Source organism: Nocardioides halotolerans DSM 19273, from assembly GCF_000422805.1.
In the GTDB taxonomy this organism is placed as follows: Bacteria; Actinomycetota; Actinomycetes; order Propionibacteriales; family Nocardioidaceae; genus Nocardioides; species Nocardioides halotolerans.
Window position 1 is genome coordinate 111,948 of the sequence record NZ_KE383925.1, and the last position, 21,354, is coordinate 133,301.

A 21,354-nucleotide genomic window follows, 5' to 3' on the forward strand; every position below is an offset into this window, starting at 1 on the left:
GCCCGCCGCCGGGTCTTCAGGCGACGGCCAGCGGGCGGGCCGCCGGCGTCGCGTGAGGGAAGCAGTTGAGGTCGGCGAGCATCTCGAGCGCGGCCCGGTCGGGGACGAGGCCGTCGTCGAGGTGACGGCGCAGGTCGACCTCGTCGAGCCGGGCCGCCACGGCGAGGGCCGCGAGCTCCGGGCCGTGGAGCTCGACCCACGCCGACAGCGAGGAGGGCGACACCCTCGCCAGCCCCCAGGTCTCCGACCACAGCCGGGGTGCGCACTCGGGTGCGAGCCACGGGGAGAGCAGGTCCTCGAGCCGGGCGCGGTCCCGGCCGGCGGCACCGCGGAGCGAGTCGGGCGGGGGGAGGTCCATGGCACGAGCCTCCGCGATCGGCGGCTCGGTGGGCAGACGCGGATGCTGGCTGTGCCCTAGTGCGTGGGTACCACTCGCCCGTGGCGCGTGCGCCCTGCTCGCGCGTCAGGCGCCGGGCAGCCAGACCGAGATGGTCGTCCCGCCCGCGTGGGTGTCCAGGAACAGCGAGCCGCCGGACACCTCGGCTCGGTCCAGCATCCCGCTGATGCCGCGGTGGCCGGGCGGCGACGACCGCACGCCCGGTGGGAGGCCGACGCCGTCGTCGGTGACGGTCACCGTGACCCCGTCGTCCTCGAGCACCACCCGGATCGTGACCGTCTGGGCCTGGGCGTGCTTGGCGACGTTGACCATCGCCTCCTTGGCGATCCGCACCGCCTGCGTCCGGGTCGCGACCGAGAGCTCCAGCTCGCGCGGGTCGGGCTCGTTGGCGATGCTCCACGCGACCGGCGTCAGCTCGAAGATGTGCCCGGCGGCGTCCTCGAGGAGGTCGGTCAGGTGTGCCGACTCGCTCACGCGCTCGAGCTCGAAGAGCAGCCCGCGCAGGCCGTCGCTGACCGAGGTCACCGTGGTGTGGATCTGGGCCAGATCAGGGACGAGGTCGGGCGCGGCCTCCTCCAGCCGCCGCCGGAGCAGGCCGAGGCGCAGGTCGACGGCCGCCAGCGCCTGCACCGGCTCGTCGTGCACGTCGGCCGCGATCCGCGCGCGCTCGCGCTCCTGCACGTCGACCAGCCGGCGCAGCAGCTGCGTGCGCTGCGCGAGGGTGCGGTCGAGGTCGATCCGGGCGCGGAACCGGTCGAGGGCGAGCGAGATGTTCTCGGCCGCTCCCGTGAGGAGGCCGCGCAGGTTGTCGTCGAAGACGCCGGCACGGTCGGCGTACAGCGACAGGCTCGCGACCGCGCGCCCGTGGCTGCCGAGAGGGAGGGCGGCGCCCGAGCGGGCCCAGTCGGTCAGGAAGCGCAGGCGCGGGTCGAGCGGCTCCAGCTCGAAGTCGTTGGTGAAGCACGCCTCCTCCGTGTCGAGCGAGCGCACGCCGCCGGGCAGGACCCCGCCGTCGCGCCGGATGTCGCGGACCTGGTCGTTGAGGAAGTCGTCGACGCTCGGCCACTCGGCGCTGGCCACCGCCAGGCGGGTCGCGAGCGGGCCGGCGCTCGCTCGCATGTGCAGGTCGTCGTCGATGTCGGCCGTCATGACCCAGGCGCCGATGAAGCCACCGTGCACGACGGCGATGTGGCAGACCTTGCGGAACAGCTCGTCCTCGTGCTCGGCCCTGGCGACGGCCTCGTTGACCTTGGCGAGGGCGAGGTAGCCCCGGCTCTGACGCCGGACCCTGGCCTCGGACTCCTTCCGCAGCGAGATGTCGAGCACGCTCGCGGCGACCCACGGCCCCGACCCCGTCACCACCGGGGTGAGGGAGATCTCCGCGGCGAACTCCGTGCCGTCCTTGCGCCGCCCCTTGAGGTCGCGGACGTCGATGTGCCGCGAGATCGGGGCTTCGAGGTAGGTGTCGCGCAGCGCGGCGTGAGCGTCGGCGCGGGCCCGCGGGAGGAGCACCTCGACGGGCTGCCCCAGCAGCTCCGCGGGCAGGTAGCCGAACACCTCGACGGCGCGCCCGTTGAGGTAGCGGATCGCCGCGGTCTCGTCGACGGCGATCACCGCCGTGACCGACGCGTCGAACAGGTCGAAGACCGTCCGGATCTGCGGAGCTTGCTCGTTCACCAGTGCGCCTCGGGTTCGCGGGGAAGCCGGGCGCGTCACTCTACGGCGAGGCGACGCTCGTGTGCGGCTCTTCGCGCAGCAGTCGCCGCAGGGCGAGTCGCGCGGTCGGCACGGCGAGGACCAGCTCGCCGTCGTGGACCCGTGCCACGAGGTCCCCGAGCGACGACCCGATCCGCCCCTTGGCGAGGTAGCCGACCGCTCCGGCACGCAGCATCTCCTCGACCACGTCAGGTGCGGTCTCGGCCGTGAGGGCCACGACGAGCGGCGGTGTACGCCGGCCGACCAGCACGTCGAGGTCGGCGAGCGTGCGCGCACCGACGACGCCGCCACCCGGCATGCGCAGGTCGAGCAGCACCACGTCGGGCCCGGTCCTCTCGACCAGCGCGACCAGCTCCTCGCCGTCGGCGGCCGCGCCGACCACGTCGAAGCGCGCGTCGGCCTCGAGCAGCCCGACCGCCGCCGCACGGAACGCCGTGTCGTCGTCGCCCAGCGCCACGCGAATTGTCATGTATTGGCCCCTCTTCGTCCCCCTGCGCTCGATACTGCAGGTCCCCGACATCCGAGACCCAGCCCTGTGCGGCCTAGACGGGTAGTGCGCAGGCACTAGCCTCGGGCGCCAAGGACCACATGTCAGGATCCCTCCCGATGGACGACGCCCCCGCACCGATCCGCGTGCTGATCGTGGACGACCACGACGTGTTCGCAGCGAGCCTTGCCCAGGTGCTCGGCTTCGAGCCCGACCTGCTTGCGCTCGGCACGGCGAGCTCGATCGCCGAGGCGCGGAGCCTGATCCCGACGGCGCTCCCCGACGTCGTGCTCATGGACCACCGGCTCCCCGACGGTGACGGCGTGGCGGCGATCGCCGAGCTCAAGCTCCTCCGGCAGTCCACGAAGTTCGTCGTCCTCACCGCCAGCACCGCCGACCACGTGCTCGTGACCGCGATCGAGGCCGGCGCGTCTGGGTTCCTGTCCAAGTCACGCAGCCTCGACGAGGTCAGGTCCGCGGTGCGCGCGGCGTACAGCGGGGAGGCGGTGATCTCGCCCGAGATGCTCGCCCGGCTCCTGCCGCGCCTCAACCGGCGTCGCGAGCCGGGCCGGGTCGACCTGACCGAGCGGGAGCTGGAGGTGCTGGCGCTGCTGGCGGACGGCCTTCCCAACAGCGAGATCGCCGCCAGGCTGGTCGTGAGCGTGCACACGGTGCGCAACCACGTCGCCAACCTGTCGGCGAAGCTCGGCGCGCACTCCAAGCTCGAGGCGCTCTCGATCGCCATCCGGCAGGGGCTGCTGCCCGGGCGGTGACCCGGTCCTCCAGGGTCAGGGGCGTCGCCGGCGCCACTCGATCGCCGGGCAGGTGTCCATCACCATCGGCACCCCGGCCGCGGTCGTCCGCTCGAACGCCTCCGCGTCGATGACCCCGAGCTGGAACCACACCGCCTTCGCCCCCACGGCCACCGCCTGGTCGGCGAACTCGCCCGCGGCCTCCGAGCGCCGGAAGACGTCGACCACGTCGATGGGGAACGGCACGTCGGCGAGGGTGGCGTAGCCCTTCTCACCGAGCACCACCAGGCCCTCGTCGGAGGCGGCCGCGGGGTGGATCGGGACGATCTGCTTGCCGCGCTCCTGGAGCAGTGCCGCGATGGAGTACGCCGTCCGGCTGGTGTCGCCCGACAGGCCCACCACGGCCCAGACCTTGCAGTCGTCGAGCATGAACCGGATCGCCTCTGGGTCCTGCCACGTCATGCGTCCGAGCCTAGAAGGCTGTCCATGAGGACCACGCCGACCGCCGAACGGACGACTCCGGCTCATTCGCCCACGGCGCCGGAGGCGGCGCACCTACCTTGACCGGGCGGGGGGTCTGACATGGGGGATGCCCGGTCGGTGTGACGAACGCCGGCCGGGCGTCGGCATCTCGTCGGGCCCGCCGGACCTACGATGTGACCCATGAGTAACGCTGACTCCGCCCCCCTCTTCGCGCTCACCGAGGAGCACCGCGCGATCCGCGAGGCGGTGCGGTCGCTGTGCGAGGCCAAGGTGGCGCCGTACGCCGCCGACGTCGACGAGCAGGTGCGCTACCCGGAGGAGGCCGCCGCGGCCCTGCAGGCCGCCGACTTCCACGCTCCCCACGTGCCCGAGGAGTACGGCGGGGCCGGCGCGGACGCGCTCGCCACGGTGCTGGTGATCGAGGAGGTCGCGCGCGTCGACATGAGCGCCTCGCTGATCCCCGCGGTCAACAAGCTCGGCTCGCTGCCGGTGCAGCTGGGCGGGTCGGAGGAGCTCAAGAAGCACTACCTCGGCGCGCTGGCCAGGGGCGAGGGCGGCTTCTCCTACTGCCTGTCCGAGCCCGACGCCGGCTCCGACGCGGCCGCGATGAAGACCCGGGCGGTGCGCGACGGGGAGCACTGGGTGCTCGACGGCGTGAAGCGCTGGATCACCAACGCCGGCCCGGGCAAGTGGGAGTCCGACTACTACACGGTGATGGCCGTGACGGACCCCGAGAAGCGCTCCCGCGGCATCTCGGCGTTCGTGGTCGAGAAGTCCGACGCGGGCGTGTCGTTCGGCGCCCCGGAGAAGAAGCTCGGCATCAAGGGCTCGCCGACCCGCGAGGTCTACCTCGACAACGTCCGCATCCCGGCCGACCGGATGATCGGCGCCGAGGGCACCGGCTTCGAGACCGCGATGCGCACCCTCGACCACACCCGGGTCACGATCGCCGCCCAGGCGGTCGGCGTCGCCCAGGGCGCCCTCGACTACGCGCTGGGCTACGCCCAGGAGCGTCAGCAGTTCGGCAAGAACATCGCGGACTTCCAGGGGCTGCAGTTCCTGCTCGCCGACATGGGCATGAAGGTGGAGGCGGCGCGCCAGCTCACGTACGCCGCCGCGGGGCGCTCCGAGCGCAACGACCCCGACCTCACCTTCTTCGGCGCCGCGGCCAAGTGCTTCGCCTCGGACGTAGCCATGGAGGTCACCACCAACGCGGTGCAGGTGCTCGGCGGCTACGGCTTCACCCGCGACTACCCGGTCGAGCGGATGATGCGCGACGCCAAGATCACCCAGATCTACGAGGGCACCAACCAGGTCCAACGGATCGTGATGGCCCGCCAGCTCCTCGCCGGGGTGCAGAGCCAGGTCTGACCAGGTTCAGTCGCAGGTGTCGCAGAGGCCGGTCGGCAGCAGCTCCATGTAGCACGTGGGGCAGGTCTGCACGGGCCGGGCTTCTGCGGCCGCCTTCTTGAGGCGGGCGCGCGTGTTGGCGAGCTGCGGCACCAGCGCGGCGGTGCCGCCGCCGTCGGGCAGGTCGGCGGCCTCGAAGAACCGGTGGCACTCCAGCCGCTGGCGGGCGGCGTGGTCGTCGGGGTCGGCCGGCTCCTCGCCGGTGAGCTCGAGCACGAGGCCGGCGTACGCCGACCCGACGCTCCCCTCGCGGTTGACGCACAGGGCCGAGATGAGCGGCTCGTCGCGCGCGGCGCTGTCGCGGCCCACGTCGGCGAGAACGCCGTCGATCCAGTAGTGCACGCGCCGGTCGGTGTGGATCCCGCTGCGCTCCTGCACGGCCGCGGCGAGCTCCTTGTGGGTGACCACGCTGCGGTAGCTGCGCGCCACCTCGACGAGGTACAGCCGGGCCTCGGCGACCCACGCGGCCCGCGCCTCCTCGACGCCGACGTCCTCGGCGTTGCGAGTGGTGTCGGGCGCGGCCTGGGTCGTCTCGGTCACGCCTCAGTGCACCACGTCGGGGCGGTGACGGCCGCATCGCGCCCGCCCGCGTCCGGCGTACGGACGGTCAGTCGACGTCCCACGAGCCACCGGGCGGACGCAGGCCGTCGGGCTCGATCGTCGTCACGGGGCGGCGCACGACGGTCGGGAGGTGCGTCAGGGTGCCGCCGGAGGTGCGGACCTGCCGGTTGACCCGGAAGTTCTCGTACGTCGTCGTGTACGCCGCCCGCGAGTTGCCGGGCCGCCACATCACGGCGAAGTTCCGCGCGTACTTCTTGGCGACGCCCGCCCCGCGGACGGTCACGAACACCTCGTCCTGCGCGGTGCCGAGGCTCGCCCAGTTGGAGGAGCCGGTGAGCGTGACCGAGCTGTTCCTGCGGCCGGCGTAGGTGCCCCGGATGACGAAGTACTTCTGGTGGGTGTAGCGGTCCACCTCGCCGTCACCGGTGAAGTCGAAGCCGGTGGAGCGCAGGGGCACGCGTCCGCGCGCGGTGCGGGCTCCGAGGATCTGCTTGGTGCGGAAGCCGATGAGGCCGTAGTTGACCTTGAGGTCGCAGCCCTCGGCGTACTTCCACCGGATCGCGGCTGCGAGGTAGTTGCCCCTCTTGCCGCGCAGCGTGTGCATCGACAGGCGCAGCGAGGTGCGCTTCTGGCTGCCGTCGGGTCGCGGGGTGAGGCACTGGATGCGGCCGAGCATCGACAGCACGACGTCGTGGCGCCGGTTGGAGTGGCGGGGGAAGACGCGGGTGGTCAGCTTGTCGACCGAGTCGTCGCAGTGGTTGCCGGTGGGCCGCCCGCAGAACATGTAGGACGGCTGGTTGGAGCGGTAGTCGTGCTTCATGTCGTTGAACAGCCGGACGTACTGGTCGAAGACCCGCTTGCGCCCGGAGGTCACGAAGAGGTCGTTCCACTGGTGGATGTCGGCATTCAGCATCATGTTGGCCGAGCCGACCATCAGCACGTGGGCGGAGCTGCCGGAGCGGGTGAACGTGTAGAACTTCGAGTGCAGGTTGCGGTCGGGCACGGTGCCGCGGCAGCTCGACCGGCACTTGTAGATGAAGTCGCGTCCCCAGCGGTTGGTGCCGAGGCGGGCCCGCAGCGCCTTCATCGCCTTGGTGTCCTGGTGGTCGTTGAGCAGCAGCTGCACGTGGACGCCGCGACGGTGGGCGTCCAACAGCGCCTGGGCGACCGGCATCCGGTCGAAGGAGTAGAGGGCGATCCGGATGTAGCCCTTCCGGGGCGTCGCCCGGATCGCGTTGATGACCTGCCGCTCGATGCGGAACTTCGCGCGCTTGCTGCCGTGCGGGTTGTTGAAGAACGGTCCGGCCTGGACGCGGTAGAGCTTCGTGCTCCCGGCGCGGTCGGCGGGGCCGGGCGCAGCGCCCGCGGGGGAGCCTCCCGGGGCGGACGCGACGAGGGCCACGCTCACCGCGGCGACGAGGAGCCGGACGGAACGACGGTGGGGCATCGAGATCTTCCTGTGGGTCGACGAGGGCAAAACGTCCAAGGTAGGCGCCGGCTCGGCAGAACCGAAACCGGGGGCGCGGCGTCGCGGACGGCCGTCGGTACAGTCCCCGGCGTGGGCGAGATGGTCGAGATCGAGACCGCTGACGGCGTGGCCGAGGCGTACCTCACCGGGACCCCAGGCGACCCGGGCGTGCTGTTCTACGTCGACGCGATCGGGCTGCGGCCGCAGATCGAGCAGATGGCCGACCGGATCGCGGCGTGGGGCCACGTCGTGCTGGCGCCGCACGTGTTCTACCGCGACGGGCGGGCCGAGGAGCTGGCCCCGCAGCAGGACCTGCGCGAGCCCGGCGCCCGAGAGGCCTTCTTCGCCGGCGGTGTCGCCGACCGGGTGCAGGGCCTGACGCCCGACCGGCTGGCGGTCGACGCCGAGGCCTACGTGGCCACGCTGCGCGAGCACGCCGGCCCCGGGCCGATCGGCGTCACGGGCTACTGCATGGGCGCCCGGCTCGCGGTCCGCACCGCCGGCCTGTTCCCGGGCACGGTGGCGGCGGCCGGCGGGTTCCACGGGGGCGGACTGGTGACCGGGGCCGACGACAGCCCGCACCTCGCGATCGCCGGCAGCACGGCGTCGTACGTCTTCGGGCACGCCGACCAGGACCGGTCGATGCCGCCCGAGCAGGTCGCCGCGCTCGAGGAGGCGCTGGCGGGGCACCCGCACCTCAACGCGATCTACCCCGACGCGCCCCACGGCTACTCGATGGCCGACACGTCGATGTACCAGGAGGCCGGCGCGGAGCGGCACTTCCGGGAGCTCGAGGAGCTGTTCGCGCGGACGCTGCGCGGCTGAGCCGGCTGGGTCAGCCGATCCGGGTCAGTCGATCGGGGTCAGTCGATCCGGGGCAGCTCGGAGCCCTTGCCGGTGAACGACGCCGGTCGCTTCTCGAGGAACGCCGCGACGCCCTCCTTGCCGTCCGCGAGCGAGGTCCAGTAGACCGCCAGCGAGTCCGACAGGTGCGCCTCGAGCGGCTCGGGCGAGCCGGCGTGCTTGTAGAGCAGCCGCTTGGCCAGGCCGAGCGCGACCGGTGAGCGGCCGCGGACGAACGAGCGGGCCAGCTCCTGGGCCGCCGGCAGCAGCTCCTCCGGCGGGTGCACCGAGCGCAGCAGGCGGCCCTCCAGCGCCGCCTCCGCGGTGAGGATGTCGGCGGCGTAGACCCACTCGAGCGCCTGCTGCAGCCCGACGATGCGGGGCAGGAACCAGGAGGAGGCGGCCTCGGGCGTGATCCCGATCCGGCCGAAGACGAAGCCGATCCGTGCCTCGGTCGAGGCCATCCGGATGTCCATGGCCAGGGTCATCGTCGCGCCGATGCCGACCGCGGCGCCGTTGATCGCGGCGATGACGGGCTTGGGCAGCGCGTGGATCGCGAGCGTCACCCGGCCGCCCGTGTCGCGCACGCCGTCGTGGTACGGCGGCTCGTCGTAGCTCGCCCGGAACTCCTCGGGCGTCGGCGCCAGCGACTCGTCGAGCCCGAACACGTTGCCCTCGCGCGAGAGGTCCATGCCCGCGCAGAACGCGCGGCCCGCGCCGGTCACCACCACCGCACGGACGTCGTCGGACCTCGCGTCGGTCAGGAAGAAGCGCTCGAGGTCGCGCGCCATCGTGAGGTCGAAGGCGTTGAGCTGGCCCGGTCGATCGAGCGTCAGCGTCGCGACGCCGTCGTCGTCCATCGAGACCGAGAGGGTCTCGTAGAGGGAGAACGTCATGCGGCTCAGCCGATCCCGCCGGTGTCGGAGCAGAGCTCGTCGTCGATCGACTCGGTGTCGTCGTCGATGATCTTCTTGAACATCTGGGGCGCTCGCTCCGGGTCCCAGTGCACGGCGAGGTCCTGCAGCGGCACCACGCAGGTCAGGCCCTTGTCGCCGTCGACCCGGGTCATCGCGGTCGCCCACATCGCGCTGCGGACCGGACCCATGCCGTCGCCGAAGGCGAAGAAGTCCGGGATCTCGTGGTTCAGCTTCCAGTACCGCACGGGGTTGAGCACGCTCCACGGCGAGAGCACCTTGGAGCCGACCGCCGCGACGACCTCGCGCTGGCGGCGCACCCGGTCGATGTCGCCCGTCGCGGAGGCGTGCCGCGAGCGGGCGTAGGCCAGGGCGGTCGTGCCGTCGACCTCCTGGCACCCCTTCTTGATGTTGAGCCCGGCCAGCTTGTCCTTCATGTTCTGCTTCGGGCAGACCTCGATGCCGCCGACGGCGTCGACCAGGCCGGCGACGCCGCCCATGCCGATCTCGACGTAGTCGTCGATGCGGATGCCGGTGCTCTTCTCGATGGTCTCGACGAGGAGCGGCGGCCCGCCGAACGCGTAGGCCGCGTTGATCTTGGTCGACCCGTGGCCGGGGATGTCGACGATCGAGTCGCGGGGGATCGAGAGCAGCACGTTGGGACCCGACCCGGTGTGCAGCAGCATGATCGTGTCGGTGCGGCCACCCCCGGCGTTGCCGGTGCTGAGCTTCTTGCGCTCCTCCTTCGACAGGCCGGCGCGGGAGTCGCTGCCGACCAGGAGGTACGTCGTGCCGTCCTGGTTGTCGGGGCGGGCGCCGTCGGGCTCCCAGTCGACCTTGTCGACCTCGCGCCAGGCCATCACCGGCACGATCACGAGGTAGGCCAGCCAGAGCAGCAGGACGATGAGGACGTAGCGCACCCGGAACCGGCGCCGCCGGCGGCCGCTCGACGCCGGGGGTGGGCTCGGCGGCTGGACCGGTGGCGGGGTCGGCCGCGTGGTGCGCCGCTCCGACGCCGGGCGCGGCTGGGCCTTCATCACGCGCGTCTCGTCGGGGCCGGGCGACGAGGCTGGCTGCCGTCGAGGCACCGGGCGCGTGGCCTGCGGGTCCTGGGGCTTGCCGCCCTTGCCGTAGAGCCAGGTGTAGTCGGGTCCGTCCTCGGGACCGCCGTTCCGGGGACGATCAGGCATGCGACGACGCTACCGTGCGACGGGAAGGGCCCGAGGGACGAGGACCGGTCCTTGCCCAAGCGGCCGCCACGAAGCGTCCGACACAGAAGCACCTCCCGGCGCGTCGCGACCACCTGTGACCCCTGTGACTGGTGATACTGGCGAGGCACACCTGACCTTCCCTTCAGGAGCACTTGATGCCAGGCCACGGCCAGGGCGGCGGTACGACGTACCTCGCCAGCAGCACCCCCACCACGGGCACCAGCACCGAGGAGCGCGCTGCCCGGGTGCGGTTCCGGCGGGCGCTGGCGCTGATGACGATGACGCTCGTGCTGCCCGGAAGCGCGCAGCTGGCCAGCGGCAACCGACGGGTCGGGATGGCGGCGCTGCGGATCTGGTTCGGGCTGCTGATCGCCGGCGTCGGCTGCCTGGTCGTGGCGGCCCTGCACCACGAGTTCGCGTTCTGGCTGGTCTCGGACCTGGCGGCGCTCCAGACGGTGCGCGTCGGGCTGATGGCGCTGGCCGTCGCGTGGGCGCTCCTGTTCTTCGACGCGTGGCGCCTCGGCCAGCCGCTGTCGCTGCGCCTGAACCATCGCCGCGCGGCCGTCGGCATCAACACGATCCTGTGCTTCTCGGTGGCCTCGGTGCTGCTGTTCGGGGCGCACCTGGTCGGCGTGCAGCGCGACTTCATCCAGACGATGTTCGGCTCGGGTGACGCCAGCGGTGCGCACGAGGGTCGCTACAACGTGCTGCTGCTCGGCGGCGACTCCGGCGCCGACCGCTGGGGGCTGCGCCCCGACTCGATCACGGTCGCGAGCATCGACGCCGAGACCGGCCGCACCGTGCTGGTCTCGCTGCCGCGCAACATGCAGAACTTCCCGTTCGCCAAGGGCTCGGTGATGCACCAGCAGTTCCCGAAGGGGTTCGACTGCGAGCACTGCATGCTCAACGGCGTCAACACCTGGGCGCTGGACAACAAGGAGCTGTTCGGCAAGGCCAAGGACCCGGGCATCGACGCGACGATCTCGGCCGTCGAGGGCATCACCGGGCTGAAGATCAACTACTGGGCGATGGTCAACCTCAAGGGGTTCCGCGACCTGGTCGACGCCGTCGGCGGTGTCACCATCAACGTCCGCTCGCGGATCCCGATCGGCGGGCTCGGCTCCGACGTCTACGACTACATCGAGCCCGGCAAGCAGAAGCTCACCGGCTTCCAGACGCAGTGGTACACACGGGCCCGCGAGGGTTCCGACGACTACTCGCGGATGGCCCGGCAGAAGTGCGTGATGGCCGCGATGCTCGACCAGCTCGAGCCCACCGAGGTCCTGCGCAACTTCCAGAAGATCGCCAAGGCAGGCTCGGCGATGGTGCAGACGAGCATCCCCGCGAGCGAGGTCGACCGGTTCATCGGGCTCGCGCTCAAGGCGCGCGACCAGAAGGTCGCGACGCTCTCGATCGTGCCGCCGATGTTCGACACCTACGAGCCGGACGCGCCGCTGATCAGGCAGAAGGTCGCCGAGGCGGTCGACACCGCCGAGGGGAAGGCGCCCGAGAAGGCGGCGGAGCCGAAGCAGGCCAAGAAGCCGGGCAAGGGCCCCAAGGCCCCCGTCGCGGTCACCGGCGGATCGGTCGGGTCGCTGAGCGAGGGGTACGCCGCGAACGAGTCCCAGGACCTCGACAGCGCCTGCTGATCTGCGGCGGTCTCGACAAGCTCGACCAGCGGTGGCACCTCGTGCGCCTCCCGCAGCACGGTCGGTAGCCGGGCTTAGGGTGTCCCCACGATGCCCACCCCGACCGTGCTCGCCGTCGACGGCAATTCCCTGCTGCACCGGGCCTTCCACGCCTCGGCGCGCACGATGTACCGCACGCCCGACGGTGTCCAGGGGTGGGCGGTGCGCGGCCTGCTCAGTCAGCTGGTGTCCGCGGTCGACCGGGTCTGTGCCGACGTGGTGGTGGTCGGCTTCGACGACCGCGGCAACAGCAGCCGCAAGCGGCGGTGGCCGACCTACAAGGCGCACCGGGCGCCCAAGCCCGAGAGCCTCGAGCGCCAGCTCGACCTCGCGGTCGAGGTGCTGCGCGACCTCGGTGTCGTCGTCGTGGTGCCCGAGGGGCTCGAGGCCGACGACGTGCTCGCCAGCGTGGCTGCCCAGGCGCCGGCGCTCGGCGCCCGGACCGTGGTCGCGACGTCCGACCGCGACAGCTTCGCGCTCATCGACGAGCACACCCGGATGCTCCGCATCCTCAACGGCGGCGTCGACGCCTCGCCGCTGCTCGACCCCGAGCGGCTGACGATGGTGACCGGCGTGCGGCCCGACCAGTACCCCGACCTCGCGGCCCTGCGGGGCGACAGCTCCGACAACCTCCCCGGGGTCACCGGCTTCGGCGCCAAGACCGCGGTCCGGCTGCTCCAGGCGCTCGACACCGCCGAGGCGGCCTTCGACGACGCGTCGGCGGGAGGTGAGCGGTGCGCAGCCGCCGTCGGCAAGGGGCGCGCCAAGGCGCTCGCCGCCCCCGAGGCCAGGGAGCGGTGGCGCCACAACTGCGAGGTGATGGCGATGGTGACCACCGCCGACGTCGGCCTCGACCCCGCCGGCCGGGGCCGGCTGCCGCTCGACGAGGACGCCGTCCGCGCGACGTACTCCCGGTTCGAGCTGCACGTCCCCACCGCGATCCGCGGCCTCACCCTCCGCGAGCCGACCCGCACGGTCGTCGAGCCCCGGCCCGACATCTCGTGGCAGGACCCGCGCTGGAAGGCCGCTCCGCGCCCGGCGGTCGGGCCGCTGCCCAAGCTGGTCCCGGCGCCGGCCGGTCCGGCTTATGTCCAGGAGTGCCTCTTCTGAGACGGTGGTCCACGTGACCGACCAGCAGCGACGACGCATCGTCGCCGTGGTCGTCACCTTCAACCGGCTCGAGATGCTGCGCCGCCAGCTGGCGCGGCTCGCCGAGATCCCCGAGCTCGACGAGGTGCTCGTCGTCGACAACGCCTCGACCGACGGCACGGGCGAGTGGCTGGGCACCCAGCCGGTCACCGCCGAGACCCTGCCGGCCAACACCGGCGGCGCGGGCGGCTTCAGCCACGGTCTCGAGCGCGCGATCACGAGCGGCGCCGACCTGGTGTGGCTGATGGACGACGACGGACTCCCCGACGCCGACTGCCTCACGCGGCTGCTCGAGCGCGACGACCTCGACTTCTGGGGGCCCGCGGTGCTCGCCGCCCAGGACCCGTCGCGGCTGTGCTTCCCGATCCGGCTGCCGGGGGGCACCACGGTCGTCCACGAGATGTCGGCGGTCGAGCGCGCCGCCCGGGACGGCCTGATCCGGGGCGTGCTGATCCCGTTCAACGGCGTGCTGGTGACCCGCGAGCTCGTGGACCGCATCGGCTACCCCCGCGCGGAGTTCTTCATCTGGGGCGACGACGTGGAGTACCTCTGGCGCGCCGAGGAGGCCGGCGCCCGCATCGCCACGGTGGTGGCCGCGCGGGTGCTGCACCCGGCGACCGACGACCTCGGGACGCCGATGATGTTCGGGCGGACCACCTACAACCACAGCCCGAGCGACCTCAAGCACTACTGCATGGCCCGCAACAACACCGTCAACCTGCGCCGCTACCGCGGGTGGCCGCACGTGCTGATGTTCTGGGCCAAGACGCTGTGGTTCTACCTGCTCACCAGGCCACGGCCGGGCCGGCTGCCGATGAGCGCCCGGGCGGCGTACGCCGGACTGCGCGGCGACTTCACCGGTCACCGGAAGTACCTCCGGTGAGCGCGCGCGAGACCGTCGCGGTGGTCGTGGTGACCTACAACCGCGCCGCGCTCCTGACCCGGATGCTGGCCGGGCTGGCCGCCCTCGACCGCGCCCCCGACGCGGTGATCGTCGTCGACAACGCCAGCACCGACCACACCGCGACCGTGCTCGACGGCGCCCGCCTGGAGCACCGCGGCATGCCACTCCAGGTGATCCGGCCGGAGGAGAACCTCGGCGGCGCGGGTGGCTTCCACCTGGGTGTCGAGGCGGCGTACGAGCAGGGCTTCGACCGCATCTGGCTGCTCGATGACGACGTCGTCCCGGCCCCCGACTGCCTCAGCGTGCTGCTCGCGGTCGACGACGACCTGGCCGACTGCCTGATGGTGGTCCGCGAGGACCTCCGTGGCCGGCTGGTCGAGAAGGCGGCCCTGAAGTTCGACCTGCGCAACCCGCTCCGGATCAAGCCCAAGACCGCGATGGTCGAGACGACGTTCGTGACCCGCGAGGCGATGCCGGCCCTGGTCGAGCTCGAGAACGTGCCGTTCGAGGGGTTCATGGTCCGGCGCCGGGTCGTCGAGGCGATCGGGCTGCCCGACCCCGGCTTCTTCATCTTCTACGACGACGTCGACTACGCCCTGCGCGCTCGGCGGGCCGGCTTCCGCATCTACGCCGTGCGCGACGCGGTGCTGGTGCGACAGCTCGAGTTCGACCAGCAGCACGACCTGGGCGGCTGGAAGGGCTACTACATGTACCGCAACCTGTTCACCGTGCACCTGCGCTACGGGGAGAACAGGCTGGTCCGTGCGAAGCCGTGGCTGATCGCCGCCGGGGTGGTCGCGCTGTCGCCGCTGCGGGGTGGCCCGTCCGAGGCGCGCAACGTGCGCAAGGCGCTCAAGGACGCCCGGGCCCAGGACCGCGCTCGCGATCGTGCCCTCACCCGCTGAGCCGGTCTCCCGGGAAGCCCCGCCGCTTCGCGGCCGGGTGATCTCGACGCAGTCGTGGCGTGACCTGACCTTCCTGCACTGGGAGGTCGACCCGGCCCGGGTGGCGCCGCTGCTCCCGCCGGGCACCCGGCCCGACCTCCACGAGGGCCGCACCTACGTCGGCTTGGTGCCGTTCCGGATGGTCGGCGTGACGCTCGGCGGCGGCCCGACCCTGCCCTACGTCGGCGCGTTCCTCGAGACCAACGTGCGGCTCTACTCCGTCGACGAGACCGGCCGGCGTGGCGTCGTCTTCCTCAGCCTCGACACGGACCGGGCCGTGGTCGTGCCGGCCGTCCGGGCGCTGATCGGGGCGCCGTACCGCTGGGCCCGGATGCGGTTCGACCGCGACGGCGACGTGATCACCTACGAGGCGCGCCTCAGGCGGCTGGGGGACCGGCCGGCGAGCCGGGTGGTGGTGCGGGCCGGAGCGGCGCGCGAGGCGACGCCGCTGGACGACTTCCTCACCGCCCGCTGGGGGGCGCACGTGCGCCGCCCGCTCGGCACGACGTTCGTCGCCAACCAGCACCCGCCGTGGCCGCTGCGCGAGGCCGAGGTGGTCGAGCTCGACGACGGCCTGCTCGCCTCGGTCGGCCTGCCGGGCGTCGCGGGCGCCCCACCTGCGCACGTCGCGTTCAGCGAGGGGGTCTACGCAGAGTTCACCAGACCGAGGAGAGTGGCCCCATGAACGATCGAGGCGAGGCGCTGCCCGTCGCGCTCGAGCACACGCAGCGCTGGCTGGCCTCGCTCGACGACCGGCCGGTGCCGCCGCAGGCGCAGGTCGAGGAGCTGGTGGAGCGGCTCGGGGCGAGCCTGCCGGAGGGACCCACGGACGCGGGGGCCGTGATCGACCACCTCGCGACCGCCCTCGAGCCCGGGCTGACCGCGATGCCCTCCGGCCGGTTCTACGGCATGGTGATCGGCGGCGCCCACCCGGCCGCGCTGGCGGCCGACTGGCTCGTCAGCGCGTGGGACCAGAACGCAGGGCTGGCCCGGCTCACGCCCGCGGCGACGGCGACCGAGCGGGTGGCCGGCGCGTGGCTGCTCGACCTGCTCGGGCTGCCCGCGGGCAGCGCCGTCGGGTTCGTCACCGGCGGCACGATGGCCAACTTCACCTGCCTGGCCTCCGGCCGCGACGAGGTGCTGCGGCGCGTCGGGTGGGACGTCTCGGCGCACGGGCTGACGGGGAGTCCTCGCGTCCGCGTCCTGGTCGGTGCCGAGCGGCACGACACGGTCGACCTGGCGCTGCGCTACCTCGGGCTGGGCGCACCCGAGCCGGTGCCCGCCGATGAGGAGGGCCGCCTCGACGCCGGTGCCCTGGCCCTGGCTCTGGAGCAGTACGACGGTCCGACGATCGTGTGCCTCCAGGCCGGCAACGTGCACTCCGGCGCCTACGACCCGTTCGGCGAGGCCATCGAGGTCGCCCGCCGGCGTGGTGCCTGGGTGCACGTCGACGGCGCCTTCGGGCTCTTCGCCGCGGCCGCTCCGGCGTACCGCCACCTCGCCGAAGGGGTGGAAGGAGCCGACTCCTGGGCCACCGACGCGCACAAGACGCTGAACGTCCCCTACGACTGCGGCATCGCCGTCGTCCGCGACCCCGCGGCGGTCACGGCGGCCATGGGCATGCACGGCGACTACCTCATCCACGACGACGCGGGAGATCCCCTCGAGCGGGTGCCCGAGCTGTCCCGGCGGGCGCGCTCGATCCCGGTCTACGCCGTCCTGGCCGCGCACGGACGGCAGGGGACCGCCGACCTCGTCGCGCGGCTGGCCGGCCACGCGGCGGCGTTCGCCCGCGGGATCGCCGAGCTCCCCGGGGCCGAGGTGCTCAACGAGGTCGTCTTCACCCAGGTGTGCGTCAGCTTCGGGGACGACGACCGCACTCGCGGGGTGGTCGAGCGGCTCCTGGCCGACGGCGAGGCGTGGATGAGCGGCTCGGTCTGGCGCGGCCGGGCGGTGCTGCGGATCTCGGTGAGCAACTGGTCGACGACCGAGAGTGACGTTCGTCGCAGCCTCCGCGCGCTCGAGCGAGCCGTTGCCTCCGACTGAGCGCGCCGAATCGAGCCTGTGCCGGGGCGTCCGTAGACTGATCTGTCGTGTCGCCGGAGAACTCGCTGCCCGAGGGCAGCCCTGATCTTGTGGTCGTCGGCTCCGGGTTCTTCGGACTGACGATCGCCGAGCGCTGCGCGTCCGAGCTGGGGCTCCGTGTCCTGGTCCTCGAGCGCCGTCACCACCTGGGCGGCAACGCCTACAGCGAGAAGGACCCCGAGACCGGGATCGAGGTGCACAAGTACGGCGCGCACCTCTTCCACACCTCCAACGAGAAGGTGTGGGAGTACGTCAACCGGTTCACGACCTTCACCGACTACAAGCACCGGGTCTTCGGCAAGTACCAGGGCCAGGTCTACTCGCTGCCGATGAACCTCGGGCTGATCAACCAGTTCTTCGGCAAGAGCCACACCCCGCAGGAGGCGCGCGAGCTGATCGCGAGCCAGGCCAGCGAGATCGCCACCGAGGACGCCACCAACCTCGAGGAGAAGGCGATCAGCCTCGTCGGCCGCCCGCTCTACGAGGCGTTCATCAAGGGCTACACGGCCAAGCAGTGGCAGACCGACCCGACCAGGCTGAGCGCGGAGATCATCACCCGCCTCCCGGTGCGCTACACGTTCGAGAACGGCTGGTTCAGCGACACCCACGAGGGGCTGCCGACCGACGGCTACACCGCGTGGCTGACGAGGATGGCCGACCACCCCAACATCGAGGTCCGCCTCGAGACGGACTTCTTCGCCAAGACAGACCGGTTCAGTGCCGACCAGTACAAGGGACGCGTCCCCATCGTCTACACCGGGCCGGTCGACGAGTACTTCGGCAACAGCGAGGGCCGGCTGTCGTGGCGCACCGTCGACCTCGAGCAGTCGGTCGAGGACGTCGACGACTTCCAGGGCACCGGCGTCGTCAACTACAACGACCAGGAAGTCCCCTTCACCCGCATCATCGAGTTCAAGCACTTCCACCCCGAGCGGGTGAAGACCCACCTGCCGGGCAAGACGGTCATCGTGCACGAGTACTCCCGCTTCGCGGAGGAGGGCGACGAGCCCTACTACCCGATCAACACCGCCGAGGACCGAGCCAAGCTGCTGAAGTACCGCGAGCTGGCCAAGCAGGAGCCGTTGGTGCTCTTCGGGGGCCGCCTCGGCACCTACAAGTACCTCGACATGCACATGGCGATCGGCTCGGCGCTGTCGATGTTCGAGAACAAGCTGCGCCCGCACTTCGCCGACGGCGCCGAGCTGAAGTCCGGGGGAGTGGACGAGTGAGCGAGACCAGCGCGACGACCAGCGCGACAACCAGCGCGACCCGCCGCCGTACGACGAAGAAGGCTGCCCAGAAGTCGGTGCAGAAGTCGGAGCAGACGTCGGTGCAGAAGTCGGTGCAGCAGCCGGCGCGCGAGGCCAACCGACGGGTCCTGCAGCGGCAGATCATGCCGATCGACCGCGACTTCGACGTCTTCGCGCTCTACGTCGACGCCGAGGACGCCACCCTCGACGCCGACAAGTACGAGATCGGCGGCACCAAGGCGGCCAAGGACCTCAACAACGCCGCGATCCGCCAGGCGACCTCGACCGGCCGCGGGATCGCGCCCGACCAGATCGAGTCGCGCACCGCGCTGCGGGTCCGCTCCGGTGAGCGGCTCTCGTTCGGCACCTACTTCAACGCCTTCCCGGCGTCCTACTGGCGGCGCTGGACGGTCGTCTCCGCCGTCCGGCTGACCATCGACGTCTCCGGCCGCGGCGCGACCGTGATCGTCTACCGGTCGCTGGCCAACGGGCGCTCGCAGCGGGTCGACTCCGCCGGCACCGGCGCGGAGGCCAAGGGCACGTTCACCTTCGAGCTGCCGCTCGACACGTTCGTCGACGGCGGGTGGTACTGGTACAACGTCGTCGCCGGCGACGACGACGCGGTGGTCGAGTCGGCCGAGTGGTCGGCCGAGGTCCCTGACGACCGGCTCGAGCACGGCACCGCCGACATCGCCATCACGACGATGAACCGGCCCGACTTCTGCGCCAAGCTGCTCACGCAGATGGGCTCCGACGAGCTGCTTCGGCCCTACCTCGACACCGTCATGGTGATGGAGCAGGGCACCAAGAAGGTCGTCGACTCGGAGTTCTTCGACGCCGCCAAGGGCTCCCTCGGCGACAAGCTCCGGATCATCGAGCAGGGCAACCTCGGCGGGTCCGGCGGCTACGCGCGTGGCCAGCTCGAGTCGCTGCGCAAGGGCACCGCGACGTACGCCCTGATGATGGACGACGACGTCGTCTGCGAGCCCGAGGGCATCATCCGCGCGATCACGTTCGGCGACCTGGCCCGGCGCCCGACGATCGTCGGCGGCCACATGTTCAGCCTCTACAACAAGTCCGAGCTGCACAGCTTCGGCGAGATCGTGCAGCCCTGGCGCTTCTGGTGGATGACGCCGCTCGACGGCTTCAGCCGCTGGGACCTCTCCGCGCGCAACATCCGCTCGGCGCGGTGGCTGCACAAGCGGGTCGACGTGGACTTCAACGGCTGGTTCATGTGCCTGATCCCGCGCGCGGTGATCGCCGAGATCGGTCTCTCGCTGCCGCTGTTCATCAAGTGGGACGACGCAGAGTACGGCCTGCGCGCCAAGGCGGCCGGCTTCCCGACGGTGACGTTCCCGGGCGCGGCGGTCTGGCACGTGCCGTGGACCGACAAGAACGACGCCCTCGACTGGCAGGCCTACTTCCACGTCCGCAACCGGCTGGTCAGCGCGCTGCTGCACTCGACCTACCCGCGCGGCGGCCGGGTGATCCGCGAGAACCTCAACCACACGGTCTCCCACCTGGTGGCGATGCAGTACTCCACCGTCGAGATCCGCAACCAGGCGATGGAGGACGTGCTCGCCGGGCCCGAGGGGCTGCACGCGATGCTGCCGACGCGGCTCGCCGAGGTCAACGCGTTCCGCAAGCAGTTCACCGACGCCCAGCTCGAGCCCGACCGCGAGGCGTTCCCCGAGGTGCGCCGCAAGAAGCCGCCGAAGAAGGGCCGCGACGTCGTCGAGGTCCCGAGCAAGTGGGCCCAGCGCAAGACCGCCGCGCTCGAGCCGGTCCGCCACTTCCTCACCAAGGAGCGCCCGCTCTCCCGCGAGTACCCCGAGGTGGAGATCCGCGCCGTGGACGCCAAGTGGTACCGCATCGCGAGCTACGACTCGGCCGTCGTCTCGATGAACGACGGCACGTCGGCCGCGCTCTACCGCCGCGACGCGAAGAAGTACCGCGAGCTGGCCGCCCGGACCGCGGCGCTGCACGCCCGGCTGACGAAGGAGTGGCCCCGCCTCGCCGAGCAGTACCGCGCCGCGCTGCACGACGTGACCTCGCCGGAGACCTGGGAGCAGACCTTCCGGCCCTGGACCGAGGGCACGGACGCGGACCCAGGACGGACGAGTTGACGCCGGGGGCCGAGACCCCGGAGGGCGCTGACGCCACCGTCGCCGTACGCCACGACCTCGACCACGTGCCGCTGGTCGACCCCGCGGCCAAGGGCGGGCTGGTCGGCGTCCTGCGACGCCGCTACCTGCTCAAGCTGATGGTCCGCCGCGAGCTGCGGGCCCGCTACATCGGCTCGAAGATGGGCCTGGCGTGGTCCTACATCAACCCGTTCACGCGGTTCCTGACGTTCTACTTCGTCTTCGGGATCATCCTCGGCCGCGGCCAGGTCCCGCACTTCGCGATCCACCTGTTCGCCGGCATGGTGCTCGTCAACCTGTTCACGGAGTCGTTCAACTCCGGCACCCGGTCGATCCTGCAGAACAAGGCGGTGGTGCAGAAGATGCCCCTGCCGCGCGAGATCTTCCCGATCGCCTCGATGCTGGTGTCGCTCTACCACACCGGACCGCAGCTGGTGATCCTCGTCGGCGCCTGCCTGGCGACGGGCTCGTTCTCGCCCGACCCCGTGGGGCTGCTCGCGGCGCTGCTCGGGTTCGGGATCGTGATCCTGCTCGGCACCGGCATGGGCCTGATGTTCGCGGCCATCAACGTGATGTACCGCGACTGGACCCGGGTCGTGCAGATCTTCACCCAGGTGCTGCCGTTCACCGCGCCGATGATGTACCCCTACACGCTGGTCGAGAAGCGGTTCTCCGGCTTCCCCGAGATCACGCACTTCTACCTGTTCAACCCGCTCGCCGAGGCCGTCCTGCTGATCCAGCGCGGGTTCTGGATCACGACGATCAGCCCGGCGGACGCGAAGACCGCCGGTGCCGAGTGGGGGTTCAAGCCGGGCCTGCACACCAACTTCCCCGACCACCTGTTCGAGCGCGGCCTGATCATGCTCGGCGCCGCCGCCGTGTTCCTGGTCTTCGCCCAGTGGGTCTTCACCCGCCTGGACGACAAGATCCCCGACAGGCTGGTGTGAG

General features: G+C 71.7%; 20 protein-coding genes. 12 read left to right on the top strand and 8 right to left on the bottom strand.

Going from position 1 to position 21,354, the window contains the following annotated elements; translation table 11 throughout:
* Positions 1–16: 16 nt before the first annotated feature.
* The 3 genes from G514_RS0120720 to G514_RS28125 all read right to left on the bottom strand — a co-directional run bounded on the left by G514_RS0120720 (position 17) and on the right by G514_RS28125 (position 2,582).
* A complete protein-coding gene (locus tag G514_RS0120720) occupies positions 17–358 on the bottom strand; it encodes a hypothetical protein (protein ID WP_028653306.1) in 342 nt (113 codons plus the stop codon).
* A gap of 105 nt (positions 359–463) precedes the next feature.
* Positions 464–2,074, bottom strand: a complete 1,611-nt coding sequence (locus tag G514_RS29550; RefSeq protein ID WP_051247932.1) for a PAS domain S-box protein — start codon at positions 2,072–2,074, stop codon at positions 464–466.
* 40 nt (positions 2,075–2,114) lie between these two features.
* Positions 2,115–2,582, bottom strand: a complete 468-nt coding sequence (locus G514_RS28125; RefSeq protein WP_157545089.1) for a response regulator — start codon at positions 2,580–2,582, stop codon at positions 2,115–2,117.
* Positions 2,583–2,719: 137 nt separating this feature from the next.
* On the opposite strand from G514_RS28125, the gene G514_RS0120735 reads away from it, so the two are divergent.
* On the top strand, positions 2,720–3,373 hold the full coding sequence (locus tag G514_RS0120735; protein WP_051247936.1) for a response regulator: 654 nt from the start codon (positions 2,720–2,722) through the stop codon (positions 3,371–3,373).
* A gap of 15 nt (positions 3,374–3,388) precedes the next feature.
* On the opposite strand, the gene G514_RS0120740 is transcribed toward G514_RS0120735, so the two are convergent.
* The gene (locus G514_RS0120740; RefSeq protein ID WP_028653308.1) at positions 3,389–3,814 is read right to left on the bottom strand and encodes a CoA-binding protein; all 426 of its coding nucleotides are present in this window, start codon (positions 3,812–3,814) and stop codon (positions 3,389–3,391) included.
* Positions 3,815–4,015: 201 nt separating this feature from the next.
* Between G514_RS0120740 and G514_RS0120745 the strand changes: the two genes are divergently transcribed.
* Entirely contained in the window at positions 4,016–5,206 is a 1,191-nt protein-coding gene (locus G514_RS0120745; RefSeq protein ID WP_028653309.1) for an acyl-CoA dehydrogenase family protein, read from the top strand.
* Positions 5,207–5,212: 6 nt separating this feature from the next.
* On the opposite strand, the gene G514_RS28130 is transcribed toward G514_RS0120745, so the two are convergent.
* Positions 5,213–5,785 carry a hypothetical protein gene (locus G514_RS28130; RefSeq protein WP_051247938.1) on the bottom strand — a complete coding sequence of 191 codons (573 nt, stop codon included), beginning with the start codon at positions 5,783–5,785 and terminating at the stop codon, positions 5,213–5,215.
* A 67-nt stretch (positions 5,786–5,852) separates the two neighbouring features.
* Entirely contained in the window at positions 5,853–7,253 is a 1,401-nt protein-coding gene (locus G514_RS0120755) for a phospholipase D-like domain-containing protein (RefSeq protein WP_028653310.1), read from the bottom strand.
* A gap of 120 nt (positions 7,254–7,373) precedes the next feature.
* On the opposite strand from G514_RS0120755, the gene G514_RS0120760 reads away from it, so the two are divergent.
* A complete protein-coding gene (locus G514_RS0120760; protein ID WP_036565893.1) occupies positions 7,374–8,099 on the top strand; it encodes a dienelactone hydrolase family protein in 726 nt (241 codons plus the stop codon).
* 38 nt (positions 8,100–8,137) lie between these two features.
* Here the strand turns inward: G514_RS0120760 and G514_RS0120765 are convergent, their stop codons facing one another.
* Entirely contained in the window at positions 8,138–9,013 is an 876-nt protein-coding gene (locus G514_RS0120765) for a crotonase/enoyl-CoA hydratase family protein (RefSeq protein WP_028653312.1), read from the bottom strand.
* Positions 9,014–9,018: 5 nt separating this feature from the next.
* Positions 9,019–10,221, bottom strand: a complete 1,203-nt coding sequence (locus G514_RS0120770; protein WP_028653313.1) for an LCP family protein — start codon at positions 10,219–10,221, stop codon at positions 9,019–9,021.
* A gap of 176 nt (positions 10,222–10,397) precedes the next feature.
* Between G514_RS0120770 and G514_RS28135 the strand changes: the two genes are divergently transcribed.
* The 9 genes from G514_RS28135 to G514_RS0120815 all read left to right on the top strand — a co-directional run bounded on the left by G514_RS28135 (position 10,398) and on the right by G514_RS0120815 (position 21,353).
* Positions 10,398–11,891: an LCP family protein gene (locus G514_RS28135; protein ID WP_084152276.1), complete on the top strand. Its 1,494-nt coding sequence runs from the start codon at positions 10,398–10,400 to the stop codon at positions 11,889–11,891.
* 90 nt (positions 11,892–11,981) lie between these two features.
* Positions 11,982–13,040, top strand: coding sequence for a 5'-3' exonuclease (locus G514_RS28140; protein WP_051247940.1), 1,059 nt, complete (start codon positions 11,982–11,984; stop codon positions 13,038–13,040).
* A gap of 13 nt (positions 13,041–13,053) precedes the next feature.
* Positions 13,054–13,962, top strand: coding sequence for a glycosyltransferase family 2 protein (locus G514_RS0120785; RefSeq protein ID WP_036565900.1), 909 nt, complete (start codon positions 13,054–13,056; stop codon positions 13,960–13,962).
* Positions 13,959–14,888, top strand: a complete 930-nt coding sequence (locus tag G514_RS0120790; protein WP_028653315.1) for a glycosyltransferase family 2 protein — start codon at positions 13,959–13,961, stop codon at positions 14,886–14,888. The genes G514_RS0120785 and G514_RS0120790 overlap by 4 nt, the downstream gene beginning before the upstream one ends.
* Positions 14,889–14,925: 37 nt before the next feature.
* Positions 14,926–15,612, top strand: a complete 687-nt coding sequence (locus G514_RS0120795) for a YqjF family protein (RefSeq protein WP_245582290.1) — start codon at positions 14,926–14,928, stop codon at positions 15,610–15,612.
* The gene (locus tag G514_RS0120800; RefSeq protein ID WP_028653317.1) at positions 15,609–16,973 is read left to right on the top strand and encodes a pyridoxal phosphate-dependent decarboxylase family protein; all 1,365 of its coding nucleotides are present in this window, start codon (positions 15,609–15,611) and stop codon (positions 16,971–16,973) included. The genes G514_RS0120795 and G514_RS0120800 overlap by 4 nt, the downstream gene beginning before the upstream one ends.
* A gap of 47 nt (positions 16,974–17,020) precedes the next feature.
* On the top strand, positions 17,021–18,241 hold the full coding sequence (gene glf / locus G514_RS0120805; protein ID WP_051247944.1) for a UDP-galactopyranose mutase: 1,221 nt from the start codon (positions 17,021–17,023) through the stop codon (positions 18,239–18,241).
* Positions 18,238–20,388, top strand: coding sequence for a glycosyltransferase (locus tag G514_RS28145; RefSeq protein ID WP_245582291.1), 2,151 nt, complete (start codon positions 18,238–18,240; stop codon positions 20,386–20,388). Before glf ends, G514_RS28145 begins: the two co-directional genes overlap by 4 nt.
* Entirely contained in the window at positions 20,385–21,353 is a 969-nt protein-coding gene (locus tag G514_RS0120815) for an ABC transporter permease (protein WP_051247946.1), read from the top strand. Before G514_RS28145 ends, G514_RS0120815 begins: the two co-directional genes overlap by 4 nt.
* Position 21,354: the final 1 nt, after the last annotated feature.

Coding starts and splice junctions, on each gene's coding strand:
- G514_RS0120720 (WP_028653306.1), bottom strand. CDS start 358: ATGGACCTCCCCCCGCCCGACTCGCTCCGCGGTGCCGCCGGCCGGGAC.
- G514_RS28125 (WP_157545089.1), bottom strand. CDS start 2,582: ATGACAATTCGCGTGGCGCTGGGCGACGACGACACGGCGTTCCGTGCG.
- G514_RS0120735 (WP_051247936.1), top strand. CDS start 2,720: ATGGACGACGCCCCCGCACCGATCCGCGTGCTGATCGTGGACGACCAC.
- G514_RS0120740 (WP_028653308.1), bottom strand. CDS start 3,814: ATGACGTGGCAGGACCCAGAGGCGATCCGGTTCATGCTCGACGACTGC.
- G514_RS0120745 (WP_028653309.1), top strand. CDS start 4,016: ATGAGTAACGCTGACTCCGCCCCCCTCTTCGCGCTCACCGAGGAGCAC.
- G514_RS0120755 (WP_028653310.1), bottom strand. CDS start 7,253: ATGCCCCACCGTCGTTCCGTCCGGCTCCTCGTCGCCGCGGTGAGCGTG.
- G514_RS0120760 (WP_036565893.1), top strand. CDS start 7,374: ATGGTCGAGATCGAGACCGCTGACGGCGTGGCCGAGGCGTACCTCACC.
- G514_RS0120765 (WP_028653312.1), bottom strand. CDS start 9,013: ATGACGTTCTCCCTCTACGAGACCCTCTCGGTCTCGATGGACGACGAC.
- G514_RS0120770 (WP_028653313.1), bottom strand. CDS start 10,221: ATGCCTGATCGTCCCCGGAACGGCGGTCCCGAGGACGGACCCGACTAC.
- G514_RS28135 (WP_084152276.1), top strand. CDS start 10,398: ATGCCAGGCCACGGCCAGGGCGGCGGTACGACGTACCTCGCCAGCAGC.
- G514_RS28140 (WP_051247940.1), top strand. CDS start 11,982: ATGCCCACCCCGACCGTGCTCGCCGTCGACGGCAATTCCCTGCTGCAC.
- G514_RS0120800 (WP_028653317.1), top strand. CDS start 15,609: ATGAACGATCGAGGCGAGGCGCTGCCCGTCGCGCTCGAGCACACGCAG.